The 21,683-nt window shown below is 42.5% G+C and carries 14 protein-coding genes and 1 pseudogene; 1 reads left to right on the plus strand and 14 read right to left on the minus strand.

Going from position 1 to position 21,683, the window contains the following annotated elements; genetic code table 11:
• Positions 1–81 precede the first annotated feature (81 nt).
• From BN2684_RS10015 to drt3b, 5 genes are all read right to left on the minus strand, one after another.
• Positions 82–1,032, minus strand: a complete 951-nt coding sequence (locus BN2684_RS10015; RefSeq protein ID WP_058302031.1) for a helix-turn-helix transcriptional regulator — start codon at positions 1,030–1,032, stop codon at positions 82–84.
• Positions 1,033–1,136: 104 nt separating this feature from the next.
• Positions 1,137–1,415, minus strand: a complete 279-nt coding sequence (locus BN2684_RS24485) for a hypothetical protein (protein ID WP_148449935.1) — start codon at positions 1,413–1,415, stop codon at positions 1,137–1,139.
• Between the two features lie 163 nt (positions 1,416–1,578).
• The gene (locus BN2684_RS10020; RefSeq protein WP_058302032.1) at positions 1,579–2,700 is read right to left on the minus strand and encodes a Fic family protein; all 1,122 of its coding nucleotides are present in this window, start codon (positions 2,698–2,700) and stop codon (positions 1,579–1,581) included.
• Between the two features lie 409 nt (positions 2,701–3,109).
• On the minus strand, positions 3,110–4,405 hold the full coding sequence (locus BN2684_RS10025; protein WP_058300604.1) for an IS110 family RNA-guided transposase: 1,296 nt from the start codon (positions 4,403–4,405) through the stop codon (positions 3,110–3,112).
• A 143-nt stretch (positions 4,406–4,548) separates the two neighbouring features.
• Positions 4,549–6,474 (minus strand): antiviral reverse transcriptase Drt3b, encoded by a 1,926-nt coding sequence (gene drt3b / locus BN2684_RS10030; protein WP_058302033.1) that lies wholly within the window; start codon positions 6,472–6,474, stop codon positions 4,549–4,551.
• 243 nt (positions 6,475–6,717) lie between these two features.
• Here drt3b and drt3a point away from each other — a divergent pair, with 243 nt between their 5' ends.
• Entirely contained in the window at positions 6,718–8,037 is a 1,320-nt protein-coding gene (gene drt3a / locus BN2684_RS10035) for an antiviral reverse transcriptase Drt3a (protein ID WP_058302034.1), read from the plus strand.
• A gap of 382 nt (positions 8,038–8,419) precedes the next feature.
• Here drt3a and BN2684_RS10040 read toward each other — a convergent pair whose 3' ends face one another.
• The 9 genes and pseudogenes from BN2684_RS10040 to BN2684_RS10080 all read right to left on the minus strand — a co-directional run bounded on the left by BN2684_RS10040 (position 8,420) and on the right by BN2684_RS10080 (position 21,152).
• On the minus strand, positions 8,420–8,989 hold the full coding sequence (locus BN2684_RS10040; RefSeq protein WP_058302035.1) for a ribonuclease H1 domain-containing protein: 570 nt from the start codon (positions 8,987–8,989) through the stop codon (positions 8,420–8,422).
• On the minus strand, positions 8,986–9,195 hold the full coding sequence (locus BN2684_RS10045) for a hypothetical protein (protein WP_058302036.1): 210 nt from the start codon (positions 9,193–9,195) through the stop codon (positions 8,986–8,988). Before BN2684_RS10045 ends, BN2684_RS10040 begins: the two co-directional genes overlap by 4 nt.
• Entirely contained in the window at positions 9,192–10,151 is a 960-nt protein-coding gene (locus BN2684_RS10050; RefSeq protein ID WP_058302037.1) for a 3'-5' exoribonuclease YhaM family protein, read from the minus strand. Before BN2684_RS10050 ends, BN2684_RS10045 begins: the two co-directional genes overlap by 4 nt.
• Positions 10,138–11,610 carry a PH domain-containing protein gene (locus BN2684_RS10055; RefSeq protein WP_058302038.1) on the minus strand — a complete coding sequence of 491 codons (1,473 nt, stop codon included), beginning with the start codon at positions 11,608–11,610 and terminating at the stop codon, positions 10,138–10,140. The genes BN2684_RS10050 and BN2684_RS10055 overlap by 14 nt, the downstream gene beginning before the upstream one ends.
• The gene (locus BN2684_RS10060; RefSeq protein WP_058302039.1) at positions 11,603–12,094 is read right to left on the minus strand and encodes a PH domain-containing protein; all 492 of its coding nucleotides are present in this window, start codon (positions 12,092–12,094) and stop codon (positions 11,603–11,605) included. The genes BN2684_RS10055 and BN2684_RS10060 overlap by 8 nt, the downstream gene beginning before the upstream one ends.
• 340 nt (positions 12,095–12,434) lie before the next feature.
• Positions 12,435–13,289 (minus strand): tyrosine-type recombinase/integrase, encoded by an 855-nt coding sequence (locus BN2684_RS10065; RefSeq protein WP_058302040.1) that lies wholly within the window; start codon positions 13,287–13,289, stop codon positions 12,435–12,437.
• A 55-nt stretch (positions 13,290–13,344) separates the two neighbouring features.
• Complete coding sequence (locus BN2684_RS10070) at positions 13,345–13,623, minus strand: hypothetical protein (RefSeq protein ID WP_148449937.1); 279 nt, start codon at positions 13,621–13,623, stop codon at positions 13,345–13,347.
• Positions 13,624–13,719: 96 nt separating this feature from the next.
• A pseudogene (locus tag BN2684_RS10075) lies at positions 13,720–14,067 on the minus strand (sigma-70 family RNA polymerase sigma factor); the annotation flags it as partial.
• A gap of 326 nt (positions 14,068–14,393) precedes the next feature.
• Positions 14,394–21,152 carry an S-layer homology domain-containing protein gene (locus tag BN2684_RS10080; RefSeq protein WP_082651866.1) on the minus strand — a complete coding sequence of 2,253 codons (6,759 nt, stop codon included), beginning with the start codon at positions 21,150–21,152 and terminating at the stop codon, positions 14,394–14,396.
• Positions 21,153–21,683 lie beyond the last annotated feature (531 nt).

Genomic DNA, 21,683 nt, shown 5'->3' on the forward strand with positions numbered 1-21,683 from the left:
GGCACCTGTTTGTCAGCGAATAGATGTTCGCACAAAGAAGCCCCGCTTCTTAGCGAAACGAGGCTGATCTATTGGTTACTCCTATTGATACATCATGATCCACTTTGACAACTGCTGTTTTAACGATTCCCGGACGGCTTGGGGCTCCAGAATTTCCGCCGACGGACCATACTGTAGGATCCATCTCAAAAACTCTTTTTCATTATTGACCGTGACTTCAAAAATAAGGCTGCCGTCCTTCTGGTCCTTCATTCGCGGTTGTATAAACAGTTCTTCTTCCTTAATGTAACGGGCGACTTCAGCATCGAAACGAACTTTGAACGTGACGTTCTTATCTCCACGATCAATGGACCACGTGTTTTTCAAATATTTTTTGATATTGAACTCGCCTTTGTCGAACCGCTCCCCGGTAAGCTCCACCTGCTGAAAACGGCTGATCCGAAAAGTCCGAATGTCCTGTGCTAAGTGACAATACCCAATCAAATAAAACCGCTGATCGCGTGGAACAAGATAATAGGGATCGATTTTGCGCTCCGTCGTTTCATTGCGGTATTGCGTATGGTAGACGACGTCGATTGTTTTATGCTCCAAGATGGCTTGAATGATGGGCTGCAAAAAGTTAGGGCTTTCTTGACGGTACGCAGGTGAACCCATTTGAATGACACCGACGATATCCTCAATGATACTATTTTGGCGCGATTTCTCTTTAAGATGAGTGCCCATAACCTTATCATATGCTGTATCGAAGCCTGGAGGCAGCTTGTCCTTGTCTAGCATGGAAGGGAGCAGCGAAAACACGAGAGCTTCCTGTTCGGTAAAGTTAAGAGGATATAGGAAGAACTTCCCCATAAACCGATATCCGGTTCCCCTGCCCTCTCTGGAAACCGGAGCAATCAGTTCGAGAATATCCATATCTCTATAAATAGTCCGGATATTCACATCACATTTGAAAGCAAGATCCTTTGCCGAGATTCCAGGGTTTGCTTGAATAGCGTTAATGATGTTAAAAATGCGAATGACTTTATCGATCATGACAATCCCCTCGTAGCTTATGGAATGTAAATCCTTATCATTATTGGTATTCTATGTTTTACCTAGTTCTTCCTGCCTAATATGCTGATTAACCATACTTCTTGTCATGAGCCTTCTGTGTCGCTTGCTCCCCGAACCACACTTTGTTCCCCTTCATATTGATTCTTAGCGATTTCATATTCATGACGTGCTTCCTCATAGCAATTCTTAGCAGTTTCATACTCTTTTTTACATCCTTCATAACCAAGTATTGCTGCTTCATATTCCCTTTTTACTTCCACATAAGCTTTCTTGGCATTTTTATAGGAGTGAAACATGAACCATAACGAGCAAATGGTAATTAGCAAACATCCAATGAGTACTGCCTCAACCACAAATCCCACAATACTACCTCCTCATTTTTCACCCATATTGTTGTGTCCTTAGCTTAGAGTTCCGACCGTATTTCCATTATGACGGAACAGAGCGGCCATATATTGTCAGCGAATGTATGTTCTACATATAAAAAGCACTGCGGAATCTCAACTTGAGATCACAGTGCTGCATTCATTTTAGAAAATGAGCGAACTTATCCGGGGCATTCCGGATGTCTTGAGCCAGTTTCTCGTATTCCGCAGATAATTTGACCGAACGAACCCTTTTGGCGTCTTGATCGCGCGGCTCAATGAATCCTTCTTCTCTCCAATGACTTACCTTTTCTCTTATAGAACGATCCGACAAACGAAGCAGGTCCCTCATCTCAGTTGTCGTTAGGGTGTCTTGTTTAAAGCTTAATTGAGCGAACACCATTCTTTGCTGGGGATCTAACTTGCGAATCAGATCCGGTTCGATTTTCGTCATTTGGGCAGATTTCTCTGTTACAATGGCAGCGGCTTCTTGAAAAACCTCCGTCAATCCATCAATGAAGAATTCCAACCATGGCGTCAGGTCTGCCTCATTCCTACCAAAATAATAGTTGTGATGGAGACCCAACTGGAGTCGGCGATAATATTCAGCTAAGTTGCGATCGTAGAAATTCTCTAATACGAATAAACCCTTCAGCCCATGACCACCGCGGCGTAAAAGGTACGTCGTAATCATCCGGGCCGTTCGGCCATTCCCGTCCAAATACGGATGAATCGTTAGAAACTGCCACATGAATATCCCGGCCTTGATCGGAACCGGAACCGAATAGGTTTCCGGCGAATTCACCCAGGCAACCAAATCCTCCATTAATACCGGAACATCTTGCCATTCTGGCGGCAAATAAAAACCGGAAGCATTGCGGCTGCCCACTTGATTTTGTTCTTCGCGATACTCGCTAACACGCGGTCTTCGTCCGTGCGAGATTCGGATAATGGCATGCAGCTTTTTAATCAATTCCTCTGTGACCGGGAGCTGCCTTTTTTCGGCTTCATCCAGGTATTCTAAGGCTTTCATTAAGTTATAAACTTCCTGCTCTTCATTGTCATTGCTGGTTTGGTACAAGACTTTTCGCTTTGTCGCCTCGTCAAGCGTGTTCCCTTCAATTTTCGTTGAAAGAATGACCGTCTTTTCCATCGATTCTTTCTTAAGCAAATCCAGAATAGATGCGGGCAGTGGAAGCAAATCCACCACAACACTCGCGCGTTGTATATCCATTAGTCTGCGGGCAATGGCGTCCATTATTGAATATTTGGGTGTAAACATAACATCACCCTCCCACTATAAATTAATGTTTTCTTCCATTTGCTCACGTTTTCTTAGATTTACAACATCGACTTTGTAAAGAGATGGAGATATCATGTTGGCATGACATTTTTTTCTGGAGGAGCCGGTTGCGGGAATAGAGCTTGGAACCCTTTTTCCAATCTGTGGATGCTACTTATGGTCGCACCTTGGATATCCACACCATTCCCTCGACGGTTTACCCTCCCATGTCACACGGGGTCTATGCCCTCACATTCCTTCGTTCTACCTCTCAAGGGGTGGACGCCGCTTCTTGCTCCTTTACTGGGTCATTGCCCTTATGGATGATGATCTGCGGCTGCTCCGTGCTTCTATTGTCATTTGTAAAACTCTAAGCGTGGGTTAAGCAAAATGAATATTCCGGTTTGAATTAAGCAGCCATCTGAAGCTGAGACTGGCGTACCGGCCCCAAAACATCTGTTGCGTTGTAACGAATTTGTTTCGTCCCCAATGTGTGCAAGACTCGAATGAGCTTTCCGCATAGGGCTACAATAGATTGTTTCTTCTTCAGTGGATTCTGAGTTCGTTTCGTGTAATAGTGGTGCAGGGCTTTAAACTCCGCGTTTTTCGCCACCATGGGCATCACCGCGCGGAACAACAATGCCCGAAGCCGGGATCGTCCCCGTTTGGTTATGGTGGACTTGCCTTTCTTCTTGCCTGAGCTGTTTTCCCGTAGATTGAAGCCTGCAAGTCGTATGATTTGTTGACTGTGGTCATAGCCCTGCAGATCGCCTACTTCAGCTAGAAATCCAGCTAATGTAACGACTCCGACGCCCGGAACTGTGAGCATTTCTTCCGCACCAGGTATCTGTTCAAGAAGCTGCTCCACCTGCTGCATGACGTCGTCGCTCTGCCGGGCAAACAAGGTATATTGCTCCAGCAGGTCCTTCAATTCGATCTTGGCTGCCGTTAGGCCCTCTCGAAGGCCGATTGAACTCCGAGCGGCTTGAACCAGCTTCTCCGCCCGCTTCATGCCTACCGCCCTTTTAACCTCTTGTTTCCACCGCTTTAGGACCGCAAAGGCGCCGAGCGTGACGATTTCTTGTGGGGTAGGGAATTCAGTAAGCGTGATGAGAGAGGCTTTTCCTTCCCAGTCTGCAAATACCCTATGGTATTCGGGGAAGAACCGGTCCAGCCAATTTTGAATTCTCCTCTGGGTTTGGCCCAGGTTTAACATGACCTTTTCCCGATGGTTCATGAGAATACGTAAATCGGCGTAGATCCTTTTCGGAAGTCTAGGCTCCGAATAATGGCCGTTACGGATGAGATCTGCTATGACCTTGGCATCCTTGTAGTCGTTTTTCGTCGGTGAATTGTCTTGAAGTTCTTTGCTCTTGTTCACGTGGTGAGGATTGACGATAACGAGTTGGATGCCCTCATTCTGTAGAAATTCCGCTAGAGTAAACCAGTAGTGTCCGGTTGGTTCAATGCCGAAGATGACGTCGGTCTTGGCATGCTCCCGTTGTAGTTCCTTCATCCACGATACCAGCTTTTCCAAGCCCAAACGGTCGTTTTGAAACACACATTCCTTGCCCAACTCGATGCCCCGGAAGTCGATCCCCCGTGACACGTGGGTTTCTTTGGCGATGTCTGCTCCGATTACCAGGGTGTTTTCGGTAATTCGAGTAATCCGTTGATTCTGCTTCTTCGATTGCTTATACTTCATGGTAGAGTGCCTCCTGTGCTGAGTTGTTCTTTGGTCGGAACCCAGTATACAGAAGGTGCTCTTTTCATTCAAACCTCAAATTAATTCATTACAGGAATGGCTCCTCAATAACATTATACCATTGCCGCTATTTTGCCGCAAAGTCACCCAGAAGCTCGCGAGTCTAGTTCTGAATTCTTTAGAACCAAATTATTAATTATATCACTATCACTTGCGTTCCAATTCATAAAAGGAAATTTAAAATCTCTCAGATACTCTACCAAATAATCAAGGAGGGTTCCACCATTCCAATTTTCGTTGTTAATTAATGTGATAATTTTATTATCAATTTCCTTCTTTACCTTTGGAGAAACCAACAAATTTGAATACATGTCGTGAATAATTATAAATTCCTTCGAGCAAATCATATCTTGTATGTTTTTTTTCGCTGTTCCACGAAAAGACATATAATCTTCATGGAGATTATTAGTTATTTCTAGAATTTGATTGTTAATATGCCTCTTCAATTTAGAATAGCGATATTTTCTTTTATCTGAATCAATATAATATAGCATTGTTGATGGTACAAAATAATCATCGCCAACCTCAAGCAAATTAATCAAAAGAGCTTCAGGCAGATCTCTTTCAAATAATTTCAAAACAATTATTAGATTTAATAGTTCAATGATTTGATTTTGATTATATTTTATTAATTCATACGACTTTTTGAAAAGCAACTCGCTAACGGAATCTTCCTCGAACATGCTCGAATAATTCTTCATTAGTAAGACTAACTTAGCGAATTTGGTTATATTAGGTGAAGTTATAGAAAAAACCAGTATATAATGTAAAGCATCTATGATCTTACACAAAAGATAAACTTTTTGATACTCTTCTTCATATTGATTCAGGACCCAAATAAGGTATTTAAATTTTCTTTCGAAATAAGCCAAAATGTAAGAAACAATGTTATGTTTCTGCGCTTCGAACTCTACTAGTAAGCATCGGACCTCATCGATAAAAGTTGCACTCTGGTGACTAAATATGTTACTTTTTGTTTCTTTATACAAGTTTCTTATTGAATCAAAATATGACTTGAGTATTTTTTTGATTTTTGGTACCCATAAATGGTTTCTTAAAAACGGTCTATTTTCACTATATATTTTGTTTTCATTGATAGTTAGCTTATATTCGGAACAGACATTTTGGAAGACACTTAAGATTTTTTTAGATAACTGAATATCATTGCTAAAAATAAATATATCGTCCATGTATCGTACTATCTCGTAATCTCTCATGAAAATTATACCTTGACGTGATAATTCGTTATAAACATAATTATCTATTTTAGATAACACGATCTCTGCAACGCATCTGGAAAATTCCGGTCCTACTACAAGGCCGTTAGTCTCACCAAAATTGGCTGCCATCATTATATGGTCGAGTTTATAAGAAAACCGGTTCATATCATTTTTATTTGCTTTTGCAAGCAGCTTATCACCCAAATATGTCCATTCAATCGAATGAGTATATATACTATAAAAACAATTTTGGATATCTATTTTCAATAAATTGGAATATTTAGACTCGATTCTTTTGAAATAATGCGACCTGTAAAAATCTGTAATTCTCACATATCTCTTCTTTTCAAAATAGCTATCCACGTATTCATCTAATTCATTATTAAGTACTTCATTGTTTTCATTCAGTAGATTTTTAAGATCTCGACTTATTTTATTTATCCTTTTCTGAGTAATACTGTTTATTCCCGAAGGATAACGAACCGAAAATATAGCATTGGTATTGGAAAAGTCAATTAGCTCTTTATCATATTCCTCAATAAATTTTAACATTTGCAATTGTGACAATGGGTGAATAAGACTAATAAGCCGTTTGGCATTGTCATTCTTTGCAATATGAAAATTATAAGGTTCAGATACATGTTCTTTGTTATTTTTATTAAATGTTAAATGTAACGACGACCAAGTGCTATCAGAGTTTATTTTGTAAAATAGAGATCTATTAGAATAAATTAGAGGGATCTCGTACGGAAGTACGTCTGTTAGTAGGAAAATTTTCTTATTTAGCAAAAAAACATCTCCCAAAAATCGACATTTTGTATTATTATATACAAGAAGTCGGACACAGTACAGGGTCTCTCTGTACAATGTAACAGCATAATTGAACTCATAATGTTAATTTATCAGACTGTTGCATATAAAAACTGGGCGAGTTTTTGAGCAGCTATAGCCAGCTCTGTCAAACCCGGAAAAACACAACACACGTTATGTGTCCGACTTAATTTTTTCTCAATAAAAATCGGGGTTGAGAAAGTGGCTATTTCGGAAGATTTACTGGAAGCATATTATCAGATTCTAAGCAACAAACTTCACACTGGTATGGATAAAATTACACAGTCTCAATTCAAAATTATTCGAAGACAAGAATATCAAAATATAATAAGAAAGGTTAACAATAGGACTTATAGATTCACTCGATTAAAGGAAATTTCAGTTAATAATCGAGTAATATACATTCCTACCATTAGAGACAAACTTGTCCTAGAGTATGTAAAGGACCGAATCAGCGAAAAATATAAAATACATTATCCTAACAGAAATAATATTATCGATTCGATAAAAAATAAGTTCACCTCTGACAGCAGTTATTATATTATTCGTTTAGACATTCAAAACTTTTTTCCATCTATCCCCCAAAATAAGTTGTTACAAAAGCTTAAAGAAAATGGATTGTTATCATCTGAAGAGTACTTTTTGGTAAAACAAGCTTTAAAAGTAATTCCTAAAGGAGTTCCTCAAGGATTATCAATTAGCAATGTTTTAGCTGAAATCTATTTAGAGGGTTTAGATTATAAGTTAAAAAGACAATTTCCAACTATAAATTATTACAGTAGATATGTGGATGACATATTAATTATTTTAAATGGACAACTTAAATCCCAAGAAGAGTTAGCGGTAAAGCAAGGTATGATGAAAATTTTTGATTCTTACTCACTTAAGTTGAATTCTAATAAAATGAAATTCATCTTTTTCCCATCCCCGAAACAAGGGGGTATTAGTGATTTTGAATACTTAGGCTATAAATTTGAAACAAATAATGAAAGAAGAATATACTCGATATCACAGACAAAAATCGATAAATTTAAAAGCAAGATTGATGCATGCTTCTGTTCCTATCGAATGAATTGTAATTTTAACTTGCTCATAGAACGTCTTACATTTCTGTTAAGTAAAAATGTTTTTTTTAAAAGAGAAGTATATATAAGTAAGAAAAATAATGTGTATTCAAAGCAACAAAAAATATACTTTGGAATAATTGAAAACTATAAATTGATCAATAACTCATTTTGGGAGGATATTGATAAATATATAAAGCAAAAAATTTCTTATGTAACCCCTTTAATAAAAAGAGATCAAGATTATAGAAAACACTTAAAAATGCTATATTCTTTATCAATTAGATTAAATAAAGAAAAAGACAATACTCAGAAATTCCATAAATTAAGTAAAGATGAATATATTAGACGACTCCTCCTAATTGACCCCACTCAATCTACTAACCTAGGAAGACTGCAGATTTCAAGTATTTCGGAAATCAAAAAGCTGTACTTTAAAAAAGTAAACATTAAATAAACCACCACTATTGTGGTGGTTTATTTGTGAGATATTCCCTCTCCTCGGTTAAACCGAGGTTCTAGCCCGAAATACCAATCCACAGTGCTTACAGCGAAACACTGCAAGTCCTTTACGGATTTGGTACGTCTTGTGAGCTGTCGCATGTGTACAGTTCATAAGCTACCTCCATCTGCATGGCTAGTCATCTGGCTGCCTCTGCCATCAGTTCTGACCAGTAACTATTAATGCTAAATGGAGGGAATATCCCATCACTAAATATATCCTAAAAATGAACATTTTTCAATGATCACCCTCAAAATCTCGCATAATAATTTATAATTCAACAGGAGTAACACTATTAATGTCTTGACATCTTGATCCACCCAATGCTAAAGTCCCTTCAAAATTGGTTATTTGTAAGGAGTAATTTGACCCATTCCTTATGTTCACGCCAACCATTCAAGACACAGATGCCTTGGTATGCAAGCTTTTTTACCCATTCGGTTTCTGAACGCAGGGAATCTGCTTTTGTTGGCTGTATATCAACAACTTGGAATTCTGGTTCGAGGCCATCCTTACGGATATCTGTAATCCATTTTTTATAGGCTCTATGTTTGTAAGAATCACGTAAATGGCTGATTTTCCGATGTTCCATATCATGGGTTTGTCCAACGTAAAAGGGCATCTGTGTCCTAGGATCAATAATTAAATAGGTGTAGTACGGCCCTTGTTCTTCCTCTACCTCTGTAGGCTGAATCTTCGAGGAAACCTCTTTTTGATCAAAATGATACTTAGGGTTTTGTTGATCTGGCGACATCTGCTTCCACCAGAACTCTGCCAGTTCTAACGTTACAAACGATTTATAGACGGCCCCTTTATATCCTTCAACGTTTTGTTTGGCTCCCCCATCCCATTTGATATAGATTCCCGGACTTTCACCCTTTACTACGACGTAGAATTTACTTTTCATGGAGTTTTCTCCCCACTGGTCTTTATTCTAGGTCTCTTCGACTTCTTCTCAATTAGGGATCGGTTGAACTCCTCATCGGTAATTTCCTCATTAAGCCGCTTCCATAGAAGTTCTTTTTCTTCGTCGTTTAGTTCAGCATCTTCGTAGGACCAGGAAGCATTCATTCTTCTAAAGATCTTCTCAAATTCTTGTCGCGATATGTTCATAGGAGTGACATCCGATACAACGCTTTATTCTCTAGCCCTCGGACCGGCTGTGTCCACAACTCTTTGTCCGATGTGGCACTCAGTGCATCCTCTGCCATTTGCAGCTTAGCATCCAGTGCATCGATGTGATGCAGCGCTACCGCTTCCGCTGTTTGCGGCTGCACCGGGCTTCCCCATTCCCCGAGATTATGGTGGGAGAGAATAAGGTGCTGTAGTCCGATCACTTGTTGCGAGTGGAGTGGAAGCTCCAGCCGCAGAGCCGCTTCAGTGATCCAACTAGCCGCCATTGCTATATGACCGATCAATTTACCCTGGGTGCTGTAATCTGTCACGACCCCAAGCTGAGCGATCATTTCCTCTGGCTTTGCAATATCATGTAGGATAATCCCCGCTTTGATCATATCCACATTTAGAAATGGCCTTTGCTTGCAAAGGAACTCTCCGATCTCCAACATACGAACAATATGATAGGCTAAACCTGCGAAGTAAGCATGATGGTGCATTTTGGCCGCTGGATAATGAGCTAGTTTCTCCCTCACCTTATCGACGCAAAAGCTTACAAGATCGCGAATGACCAAATCCGAAATACTCTCGATGACTTTGTTTATGATTACTAATAATTCCGTAGATCCCATTGGTGCAGCTCGAATAAAATCGGTTAGGGACACACCGTCTTCGTCCCTTATATTGCGAATCCGAGTGATCTTAACCTGCGGTTTTTCCCGATATAGTTGAACGATTCCTTGTACCTTGACCAGCGTCATCGGAGAAAAATTGTCTCTTTCCGTTTCCTTCACGTCCCAATACTTGGCAGGCAGCTGTCCGCTGGCATCACACAGCACCAAATCAAAGTAATCCTTTGCCGGCGATGTGTTGGTTTGCTTCAGCTCCAGCTCTTTCAACAAATAGTAGCCTACGAATTCATCGTTGGCACTCAGGTCTTTAATCAAAGTCATTCTTTTCGCCTCCCACTTGGTGTTTCAACTTTTTGTTCTTATACCACCTTAGAATCTCATCGCAGTCTTGTTTCGTGACTCCCAACACACGGTATTCTCGGACGTTCCCAGGAGAATCGATTTCCAATTCTAGCTGATGAATACGAAATAACCGCTGCCACCATGATTGTCTGAGGCTTATGGATTCGATGGATTCACGCAAAAGGTACACCGTCGTCTGATTGAAACCGGCTTTGCGTAAGATAAACAAGTTCGCAGCGATTTGCCATTTCGTATGAACATAGACGTAAGACATGTATTTATAGATGATGTAAAGAACCGAAACGATTGTCATAAACCATATGGTGAAATAACAACCCATTAAGATAACGGTTGTGAGTAACAATAATTTTGGAATTGCCGCAGCATAGAATGCATGAAGCTGTAATCCACGCTTAGGAGGTTGAATGCCAAACTCGGGAAGCAACCGGCCCAGCACTTCAACCAATTCCGATGTGCGGATGGAAGGAATCAGCAATTTGACTCTCCGCTCCCCTGAATATCCGACACAATCCATACATACGGAGGCATATCCGTACAAACGCCCAAACATCAGCTCTTTGATTCGCAGGGATTGGATACGTCTCACCTGAATCTGCACCGATTTACGTTCCATCCAACCATGATGAATGGATATCACATCTCCGGCTCTTGATAAATGCCAGCCTTTATAACGAAATTGTGCCATCCCTATAGAGAAGAGCCAAGTAACGATTATGCATATCCCCAAGAACGCCACCAAAACCAGTGTCGCTTCTATACAGTCATCTAAAGTTATCCCGCTCCACGTTTCATTCTTGAAAAGATCCATCAAGCTGACTTGTTCCTCTTCCGGTGTTGGGAATAACCAACTCCACAAATGCTGGATGACGGCGATCGTGACAGGAAGTCCCAGCCAGAATGTATTAGAGCTCATGGATAGCATCATGATTTCTTTGCTGGTTACATGATGCTCTTTGGTTGAAGGAATCACATTTCGAGTTTCCGTCAGCCCTATGGATTTCTTGAGCAAGTCCGCCATCTTTCGAGATGTAACTAGCCGGGCATCGGCATCAGCATTGGAATCACTCGTTTGAAGTTCGACATTGGCGATCCCGAGCAGCCGATACAACCAGCTTTGCTCGATTTTTATGTTATTGATTTTCATTAACGGGATCGTTCTTTGTTTTACGGTAAATACACCATTGGTAATATGCAGCACCTTGGTATCCAGTTGATAGGTTTCCTTAAACCAGGAAAGAATCGACCAACCACCTGTCACAACACCGTATATCGTGGCTGCAAGATATACCCAATCAGGTTGTTGTCCGGTACCTGCCTGAATCTCGTTAAAGAGAAGCGCGGCAAGAGGAATAATCGAATACCGGATTTGACTGTATATTTTATAGACGACGGTAATGGGATGATGCCGCTTAATCATAATAAGCATCCTTGTTGTCTAATTTAGATAATTCAATGATTTGCCTGCGCAGCCGAGCGGCGTCTTCTTCTGTCAGTCCCACAATAAAGTGATGATCCCCCGCCGTTGTAATGGTTAACTCCGACAAACCTAATCGTTTGGCAAGCATATCTTGTTCTTGATCCACATGCTGCACCCGGCTAAGCGGAATAAAGGAGGAGTTATCTGACCATACATTCCCCCATCGAATCATCAGCTCATCGTCTCCTAAGAGATAGCTCCTCCGAGAGTATTTTCTGTAGACGCCGAAACAAATGAAGGCAAGTCCTTTGATGAAGAAAAATGATATCGCCAGACATGAAATCATGGCTAACCAACCCCAGGCAGGTAACCAAAATATCCTGATCATGAATGGGATGCAGCTGATCAGGATCCATTTGAACGTATATAAGCCATATTTAATTTGCCAATATCGTATAACATTCGGGTGAAGCTTTTGCTCCAAAGTAATCCACTCCTAATACAGCTCTAACTACAATATAGCAAAGAGTATCGACTATAACCTGTCAGCGAACAAGTGTTCGAATCGCAAAAAACGACTAGTCAAACTAGCCGTTATATTATTTGGTTTTTAGATTGACTCATTCAATTTTCATATAATGCAGCGAACCTAAATAATCACCTTAGTGAAAATACTCGCTTTCTATACAAATTTAAACAAATGTTACATGCAACTAACTCTTTAACTATTCATTATCGTCAAGAAATTGAAGCAACTCATTACAATTGGGTAAATAGTGTTTAAGAGTCGTAGAGACAAATCGGTGTCTTAATTGCCTCTTTATTTAGATTACACTTGCACCATTTAGTTGCATTAAATACCCTGTAGTTCGCCGAAAATCATGGGGAGTTACCCTTCTGTCAATACCAGCATCCTTACATAATTGGTGAATGATGCTTGACAACTTATTTTTTGTTAACGGCCTATTTTCAAAGAAGAAAAGCTGATCATTTCCATGTAATCTCCATCTAACATGTTCAGCATGGTTGATTAGCCGACGAAGCTCATTGGCTAAGAAGGGAGGAATCGCAACAGAACTAGCAAAGGTTTTTTGACCCTCGTCAATAAAAATCATATTACTATCAAAATTGATTTTATCGAATTTCAGCATTACAATCTCTCTATTCCTAAGACCACAGGTTAACATAACCCAAATCATGGTGAAATACATTCTGAAGAAAGGGTCTAACTTCAAGGCTTCTGTTAGCAGATTAGTACATTCTTCTATAGAAAGGGATTTATCTACAGCAGGCCTATGATAAAAACGATTTTTATAATTTTCCATTGGGTTGTTCTCGATCATTTCCATATCAAATAAGAATCTGAAGAAGTTCTTAAGATAGCTGATAATGTTATAAATGGAGTATAGTGAATAGTTAGTTTCCTTTTGTAAATATTCTATAAAATTATCGATGAATTCTTCATCAATTGGCGAAGAGTTGCCCGTATACTCGCTATAGTAAAATTGGTTAAAATCAAGTTCTCCTTCAAAATCTGATTTTTCTAAGAAGTTTTGGAATGCCTTAAAGTGACTCATAGCATGCCGCTTAGTATCCTGCTTTAGTTCTACAAAATGGTACCATTTTTCAAAATATTCAGATTGAAAGAAAATACCGTCCCATTCATTGTTCTGACTCATGAAAATAACCCCTTAACAGTCATATTCGCAAATGGATGTTTGTTAATTGCCTTAATCAGCATATTATCGAAAAGATCCAACCCAAATCCCTTACATAAATGTGATCAGGGTTATTGGGATCAAACTCTCTTTGAACTGCCTGATACAACTCAACGATTTCTTTAGCAAAGTCAGAAGTATTTAAATAAAAACCCCGTATTTCTAAGATATCGTTTGAAAATCGATCGAACATCATTCTTGCCTCTGCCTCAGAGTAATCCATCTTTTTTAGTTCTTCAATGACGCCCATGAAATATTGCTTGTACATTTCAATTTTTGATTTCTCATCCTTCATTTTCCGCATCCTTTCCTTATCCCCTAATATTCAAAAGCCACATGCTCTGATGTGGCTTCATAAGCAAAAAAGCAGTTTTTAACGCAACGCTTATGACATTAGGATTTCATTTTCAATACAACGAGCGGCAAACGTGGCGAGCTTTGTTCCTTTTTCGGGGGAGAAGGATTCAATGGCCTTGATCAGGCCGATGGTGCCGATGGAAATCAAATCTTCCAGGTCTTCACCGGTGTTATCGAATTTCTTGACGATATGAGCGACAAGGCGCAGGTTATGCTCAATGAGCAGATTGCGGGAAATCGGGTCTCCTTGCTGCATGCGCTTCAAGTGCTTGACCTCATCCTCTTCCGATAAAGGCTGAGGAAACGCATTATTTTTGACGTAGGAGACGAGAAGGGACAGGTTCTTGATGAACAAGGCGATCGTACCGAGCAGTCCCGGCATGAGGCGACACCTCCCGCGTATGTACAATGAAACCGAACCGCTGTCTTACGGAATCATAGTCACTTCATTCTATGTAGGCATCCGCCCGGAAGTGCCTGTACGCCTCTCGAAGTTTGATGTGTAAATTCACTGATCCTTAACCAACCTTTGCAGCGGATTTATTCAACAACCAAAAAATGGGCATGAGCCCGATAATTCCAGACTCATGCCCAACAGATTACCTTAAACATTCGTGTCTACCTATATAAGAGGGGACTTCATTGCCACGGTTGCCGCCCCTTGCTTTGAAGCTCAGATCAACAGAAAGAGAGTTCCCAAATCCCTGCTTACTGAACCAATCCCGAGATAAACCTTGCAAGGAGGGTACATACCTCTGCTCGTGTAGACATTCCCTGAGGATCGAATACATAGCCAGGCTTACCGGAAATAATACCAGCACTCTGGAAAATGCCTACAGAATCCGCTGCCCATGAGCTGATTGCACCGGAATCGTTGAAATTCCCGGTTTCTGCCTTTTTGTTTAAACTAAATCCTTTATGTTGTAAATAATGATACAGCATGACTGTCATCTGCTCACGGGTTACGGGTGCATTGGGAGCAAATTGACTATTGCCTACGCCATTTATAATACCATGCTCCGCCGCCCACTCCACATATGGCATGTACCACTCCTCTTCTTGAACATCGGTAAACCTCGAGCTTGAATACCAAGAGACATCGGCGCCGTCCAGATTTGCAAGTGCCGTAACAAACATCGCTCTAGTCATGGTTCCATTGGGTGAAAATGTTCCGTTTCCAACCCCTTGGAAGATTTCCCGAGCCGAGACAAACGTGATATCATCCTCGGCCCAATGGTTCTTTATGTCTCCGAAGCTCTTCAAATTATAGCTGATGTCATACGTTCCAGGTGAGGTGATATAGGCTAAAACCGCATTATTATTGAAAATACTGAGCGGAACCACAACATTCCTGCCATTTTTCTTCATTACTGCCACAATGGCGTTCCGGTTTTGCTCCGATTGATTGGCTGCCGGCAGTTCAAGGATAAGCTTGCTCCCGCGGTACTCTACAAGATCAGCTTCCTTCAGAGTAATGCTACCGTCAGTATTTTGTACCACCTGAATCGGCTTGCCGTTAATTTTGACCTCAGTAAAGTTGGTTTCAGTCGGTTTGGGATCAGTCGGGCCGCCCGTGCTGCCTCCACCGGGGTTGTTCCCGCCAGGGTTGTTCCCACCGGGATTGTTCTCACCATTGTCGGTCACCTTGGCGGTACGGAATACTTGGATCGGCGTAGTGCTAATTCCGCCCTTTTCGTTGGTTACTTTTGCATACCAGCTATAAGGGGAATCCGGACTCAGATTTTTCCAGAGCACTTCAGCCTTGTCAGATACATTTTCCACACTTCCGATGGACTCCTGCGTATAAATGCTTGCGCTGAAACGGTTGGTGATCAAGCTTTTGGCGGAGGTATCGAAGTTCACGTTCAACTCGTAAATATCATAGTCTGTCTTTTGCAGCCCTTCCGAAAAGTCATCCACCTTAGGTTCATCATAATAGTTAAAGTCATTTTTATAAGGTGAATAGGAATTCATGTATACCTTGTTATTCTTCAAATCGAAATATAAAAACTTGATATACTCTGATCCGCCCTCAACATCCGACTGATAGTCGGTCACAATTTGGTAAACCAAACGTTCTTTGGTGCCGTCCCCATTGTCATCGAAGGCATCAATCTGAATGGCAGCCCCGTGATAGTGGCCGTTGAGTACCGCGAAAACATTCGGATTCTTCGCAACAACCTGCTCACGCAACACGTATCCCTGGTAATCAAGCAAGCCGTCAGGATTGCTTGTCGTATATTGGGCATTGGTATAGCGATGTGTGGCGATGATGGCTTTTCTGTCCTTGTATTTCTGCAGAACCTCATTCATCCAGTTGATTTCGTCTGTATAGATATCCCAGCTCATGTACAGGATGATGAAGTCCTGTCCGTCTTCTGTCAGCAGGTCATAGTGACCCAAGTTATTATTGAAGGAGCCGCCGTAGCTAGCCTCTTTCTCAAACCGCTTGGAACCAAAATAGTTCCAGTAGTTATCGTAATATTGAAGTCCGGCAGCCACATCATGGTTCCCACCCAGCACACCGTAACGCATCCCGTTGTCCTCAAAGATTTTCATTGCCTTGTCGGCAACCTGCCATTGGTAATCCATGTCCCATTCATCAACCAGATCTCCCGTATGGATCGCATAGCGAATATCCCAATCCTTTGCGTTGTCCACAATCCACTGGTTCTGCTGTAGAAAATGGTGGGGCCAGCTTTCAGTATAATATTGAGTATCGGTAATCCATGCGAAGGAGAAGTCGTAGCTTTCCGGACGTCCGGTTCCATCCCAATTGGATGCCGGGGTACTCTTCTCTGCTGCTTGAGCCTGTTCGCTCAGAAGGCTGGGATTGTCATCTGCACGGCTTTGCACCAGCAGGACGGCATTCCCGTTATCCACGTGATCCTTGGCGCTGAAGGATGCGTCAATATTTCCATTGTCATCTGCGCGAGCCAGCAGCTCCCACTTCTTGTTCGCTAGATTCAGAACATACATGGAAAGTGCCCGGGACGCATCCGTATAGCTGGCTGTACCATTCCAGTTGGCAGATATCCGATCATGATCATCAAGGTTTCCGACCGAAAGGGTAAATAACTGGTAAGGCAGATCGCCATCAGGTGAAGTGACGGTTATATTGGAGCTGCCGTTTACAACTTCAACAGGACCTTTACCGGCACCTTGTTTGATCGTGATTTCTCCATTTTCTACTGTCAGAATGCGCCCCTTTAAAAATTCCACCTCAGCGCTGGAGCCATTGAGCTCCGCCACCGAGACCGAAAGCTTAGCCTGAGTCGCTGCAATTTCGTCGGTTTGTGCAGTGATACCGCTGGGGTCCTTCGTGTCCGTATAGAAGGTAACCGTCTTCTGTACTTCGTTGCCACCTACATCCGTAGCGGAAACATGCAGCGTATGTGCACCAGGTGAAAGTAGCCGCGTAGGTATTGAATAGGGCACTGTGATCGGCACATTGTCAAGCGCAATGGTAAGCTGGGAAATATCAATGCCATTGTCATCAACAATTTCCGGGTCTATCTGCAGGGTTCCCGAAATGACCGCATTCGGTTCCAGTTTCAAATCAATACTTGGCGGTGTGTTGTCCACAATGATTTCAGCGGTTTCAGAATGCGCACCCGAGGTCGCTTTAATCTTGTGTCTGCCATCTGGCAAGGCAGAGGTATCCAGCTCATAGCCCATGGCAGTCAGCTTATCCTTGGGTATGGTAAAATACAAATCCAGGCTGGGAGCCATTTTCCCGTTCTTGGTGTCCCCTACATTATATACGCGGTTGAATGCGGGATTGTCCACATCCAGCCAGAAGGTATCGCCGGAATTCCGGTAATCCTGCACCGCCCTCGTGGGCAAGAACTCCTCTCCATTGACCAGCACCAGCTTCACATTGGTTACCGTGAAGTCCTCACGGTTAACACTAGGCAAGTACATGTCTTCGAAAGAGGTTCCTTGGCCTCCTGCCCATACCGTCAGCTTAACCAAATAATTGCCGTCCGCATCCACTTGGAAATACTTATTGTCGATCAGAATGGCACGTGAATTCATATTTGTCCATTTGCCCAAATACGAAATGATCTCCCGATCATTTCCGTGATACGGGGCGGTCACGGCGTTCTTGAAATAGTTATTCTGATCGTAGGCGACCAACGATAGGAAAGCTCCGTTTTCCAGTACCCGGCGAGTGTCCACCTCATTATCATTCACAAAAATCTTGGTATCCGCATTTTTTTGGCCATCGTTGGCCGTGATGGTTTTGATACCCGACACCACTTTGCCGTCTCCTACATTCAATCGCAGTCCATCCGCATTTAATCGGTTTACAGTGACCGTATAAATCTCGGTTCTGGTTTTGCGGAACAAGTTATAGCCTTCCACATAGAATTCAATCTTGCTGTGATTTAGAATTTCATTAGCTGGAATGCGGGCAAAATACTTCCCCTTCACTCTCTGTGTTTTTTCATATACCGTCTTGAATTCACTATCGTCGTCGAAGCGGTAGCCGATGGTCACCCCGGACAGACCGATGGTGTCGGATACGTTAAAGGTGGAGAAATATTCTTCTCCTTCATTCAATGTATCAGGGATGTTGACGGCTGTTAGTACAGGTGAAGTGCCGTTATCCACGTACCCCGGATACCCTCCGAAGTGCACTCGGTTATTTGCCGCAGGAACCTGCCATTCTTCTACACTGCCCGGGGATGGGGCCATCTGATTGCTTACCTTCAGACTTTTGCCCGACCCGTCGCGGGGATAAGTATATTGAACCGACCGGTTGCTGCCGCTGGTTGCATCGGCGACATTATTTTCGTTGAACTCCACATGGGTAAATGCGGTTGCCAGTGATGTCCCTATACTCAGCCGCCGCCAGTCGGAAGCATGAAACCCGGAATAGTCGATCCGGACAATGTCCTTATTCTCCACAAGGTTTGTATGATAGAGTTCATTAAATTGGTCCACAGTGGTCCCATTATTGCTCAGCCAGAGCACTAGAGTATGGCCCGGTTGTAACAAAAGCTCCGGCGTGGAAATCGTCCAAGTTTTGGGAGCAGTCGAGCTGTTCAGATATTCATAGTACAAATTATAATATCCCATATTAATAGGCGCGTCAGAATTGTTGTAGATTTCGGCAAAAGTGGCCTGTGTGCCTGATTTGTATACCGGCACAACCTCTGTAAAAATCAGTGGAGGCTGTTTATCATAATCAATTCCCAACTTGACTGTACTGGTTTTCTCCGCACTTCGTACACGACTGATTCCATCAAAGGCCTCTACATACCAGGTAAAGCTGTCGGCCCAAAGCAGGCTGCGGTTGAGGGTAACCGAATAAGTGTCATTCAAAGCACTAGACATTTTGAGCTTGCTGAATCCACCGTTCCCCTGCTTATAGTACAAATCGGCTTGAATGGCAGCTCCTGCGGCAACGCCTGTAACCTTGGCTGTAATCGTAACATTGTCGTTTACACCATATGCTTCTTTATAAGTCAGATCCCCGTCAGCAATCGGGTTGAGTCCACTTCCCGTATCATCCATATGATAAGGACTGTCGGGAATTTGCCAGCTGTTTACAACACCGGGATTTGGCCGCGCCGTTTTTGAAAATGTATAGCCGATTTTCCCATCCAGACGGTAGGTGTACTGGTTGGAATATTTCGTAGTCACATTTCGATCCGGATTATCTTCGATGTTGCTGTTGTTGCTTACACTGGTTGCGATAATGGAGTCCATACTTTTCCCAATCCGGAAACTGCGCTGCTCCGTGGGGCTAATGCCGCCATGATTCACCTTAACAATGTCACTGCTTGTAAGGCTGGTCCCGTAGAAATTGTTAAAATCAGCGACGGTATGCGCATAAGTTGTCGGCCAAAGAATAATGGCTTTGCCTGCCGGAAGCATGATGCTTTCCGCCGGATGATAGCCGGTTTTCCATGTATTATTTTTGCCGTCAAAGCTCCACTCTACCCCGTTGCTCCCTGAGGGGTATGTATTGTAAACGGTATAATCCTTCAAATCAATCGCTTTATCGGAGTTGTTGTAAATCTCGAGATAAGTAAAATGGTATCCTTTCGTAGCGGTAGGAACAATCTCCGTGATCAACAGCGGCGAGGACGCTTGTCCGTCCACAGCTGATTTGATTTTTGTTATCGTCAGAGGTGTGGAGGCTTCCTCGCCATCCGCGTACTTCACCTTCACCTGCCAGTTGAGGGAATCGGTCCATATAACTGCCCGGTTAAGCTCGGCGGCATATACGCCGCTGCCCTTATCGGCCATGGGTTCCTTCTCATAAGCCATGGAATCAGCCTGACGATACGACAGATACACACTCTCCACAACAGAATGCACAGGCGGCGTAATCGTTACCTTAATATCTTTGCCCACTTCGTCATATCCCGATATAGTGGCGGAGAGACCAAGAGGTGGTTCTCCACTTCCCGTATCATCCATATGATAAGGACTGTCGGGAATTTGCCAGCTGTTCACAACTCCGGGACTTGGCAATGCTGTTTTTGAAAATTTATTGCCGATTTTCCCATCCAGACGGTAGGTGTACTGGTTGGAATATTTCGTAGTCACATTTCGATCCGGATTATCTTCGATGTTGCTGTTGTTGCTTACACTGGTTGCGATAATGGAGTCCATACTTTTCCCGATGCGGAAGCTGCGCTGCTCCGTGGGGCTAATGCCGCCATGATTCACCTTAACGATGTCATTGCTTGTAAGGCTGGTCCCGTAGAAATTGTTAAAATCAGCGACGGTATGCGCATAAGTTGTCGGCCAAAGAATAATGGCTTTGCCTGCTGGCAGCATGATGCTTTCCGCCGGATGATAGCCGGTTTTCCATGTATTATTTTTGCCGTCAAAGCTCCACTCCACCCCGTTGCTCCCTGAGGGGTATGTATTGTAAACCGTATAATCCTTCAAATCAATCGCTTTGTCGGAGTTATTGTAAATCTCCAGATAAGTAAAATGGTATCCTTTTGTAGCGGTAGGAACAATCTCCGTGATCAACAGCGGCGAGGACGCTTGTCCGTCCACAGCTGATTTGATTTTTGTTTCCGTCAGAGGTGTGGAGGCTTCCTCGCCATCCGCGTATTTCACCTTCACCTGCCAGTTGAGGGAATCGGTCCATATAACTGCTCGGTCAAGCTCAGCAGCATATACGCCGCTGCCCTTATCGGCCATGAGTTCCTTCTCATAAGCCATGGAATCAGCCTGACGATACGACAGATACACACTCTCAACAACAGAATGCACGGGTGGTGTTATCGTGACCTTAATATCCTTGCCTGCTTCGTCATACCCCGAAATCGTGGCGGAGAGACCGCTTTCATCAAGAGGTGCTAAGCTCGCCGATCCGTTTTTTCCAGAATAGGTTGGCAAATCCTCCGCCAAAGCTGTGATGCGCAGGGTTGGTATACTCGATGTAATAATGAAAATCGTCAATACTAGCGATATTACTCTTTTTAGCCGATTCATTCCGAAACTCCCTTCCCTCTCACAAAATGATTACAATTCTATTCATTATGGCGCCTGCCAGTACTTCCCATAGTAACAATCTTCCATGGGACCATCTATCGCAATACGTAATATCTGTGTAAAACTAGTGTAATATTTCCATGAAGCTTGTCTTAAAAAAGCGAAATTATATGAACGGCATGGTCCAGCTTCACTTGTTAAAATCTATTCGACTCTTGTCCTGCAAGAAATGAAAAAGCAGAAGCTCTGAAATCGGACATTGCAATCACAAGCATCTCAAGTAACATCAAGAAGCAGTCCCGGTAACACCACGCCGGAACTGCTTCTTTTCGTTTTCCTATAAACACCCTGGAGATCCATTCCGGATGAAATGAATCATAAATAGAGTTGTTGTGCATTTTCAGGAAGAGTATGTAATGACTCGTTTTAATTTTCTGAAATAAAGTTAACTATTCTTAAGTTGGTTTATTTCGTTCAAATGAACCCGGTCACTACATAGTTCTCTTTGATGAAAGCTCGCAGCTGTTCTTT

Source organism: Gorillibacterium timonense, from assembly GCF_001457415.1.
GTDB lineage: Bacteria > Bacillota > Bacilli > Paenibacillales > NBRC-103111 > Gorillibacterium > Gorillibacterium timonense.

Coding starts and splice junctions, on each gene's coding strand:
- BN2684_RS10050 (WP_058302037.1), bottom strand. CDS start 10,151: ATGACTTTGATTAAAGACCTGAGTGCCAACGATGAATTCGTAGGCTAC.
- BN2684_RS10045 (WP_058302036.1), bottom strand. CDS start 9,195: ATGAACATATCGCGACAAGAATTTGAGAAGATCTTTAGAAGAATGAAT.
- BN2684_RS10080 (WP_082651866.1), bottom strand. CDS start 21,152: ATGAATCGGCTAAAAAGAGTAATATCGCTAGTATTGACGATTTTCATT.
- BN2684_RS10025 (WP_058300604.1), bottom strand. CDS start 4,405: ATGAAGTATAAGCAATCGAAGAAGCAGAATCAACGGATTACTCGAATT.
- BN2684_RS10040 (WP_058302035.1), bottom strand. CDS start 8,989: ATGAAAAGTAAATTCTACGTCGTAGTAAAGGGTGAAAGTCCGGGAATC.
- BN2684_RS10065 (WP_058302040.1), bottom strand. CDS start 13,289: ATGAGTCAGAACAATGAATGGGACGGTATTTTCTTTCAATCTGAATAT.
- BN2684_RS10070 (WP_148449937.1), bottom strand. CDS start 13,623: ATGAAGGATGAGAAATCAAAAATTGAAATGTACAAGCAATATTTCATG.
- BN2684_RS10015 (WP_058302031.1), bottom strand. CDS start 1,032: ATGATCGATAAAGTCATTCGCATTTTTAACATCATTAACGCTATTCAA.
- BN2684_RS10055 (WP_058302038.1), bottom strand. CDS start 11,610: ATGATTAAGCGGCATCATCCCATTACCGTCGTCTATAAAATATACAGT.
- BN2684_RS10020 (WP_058302032.1), bottom strand. CDS start 2,700: ATGTTTACACCCAAATATTCAATAATGGACGCCATTGCCCGCAGACTA.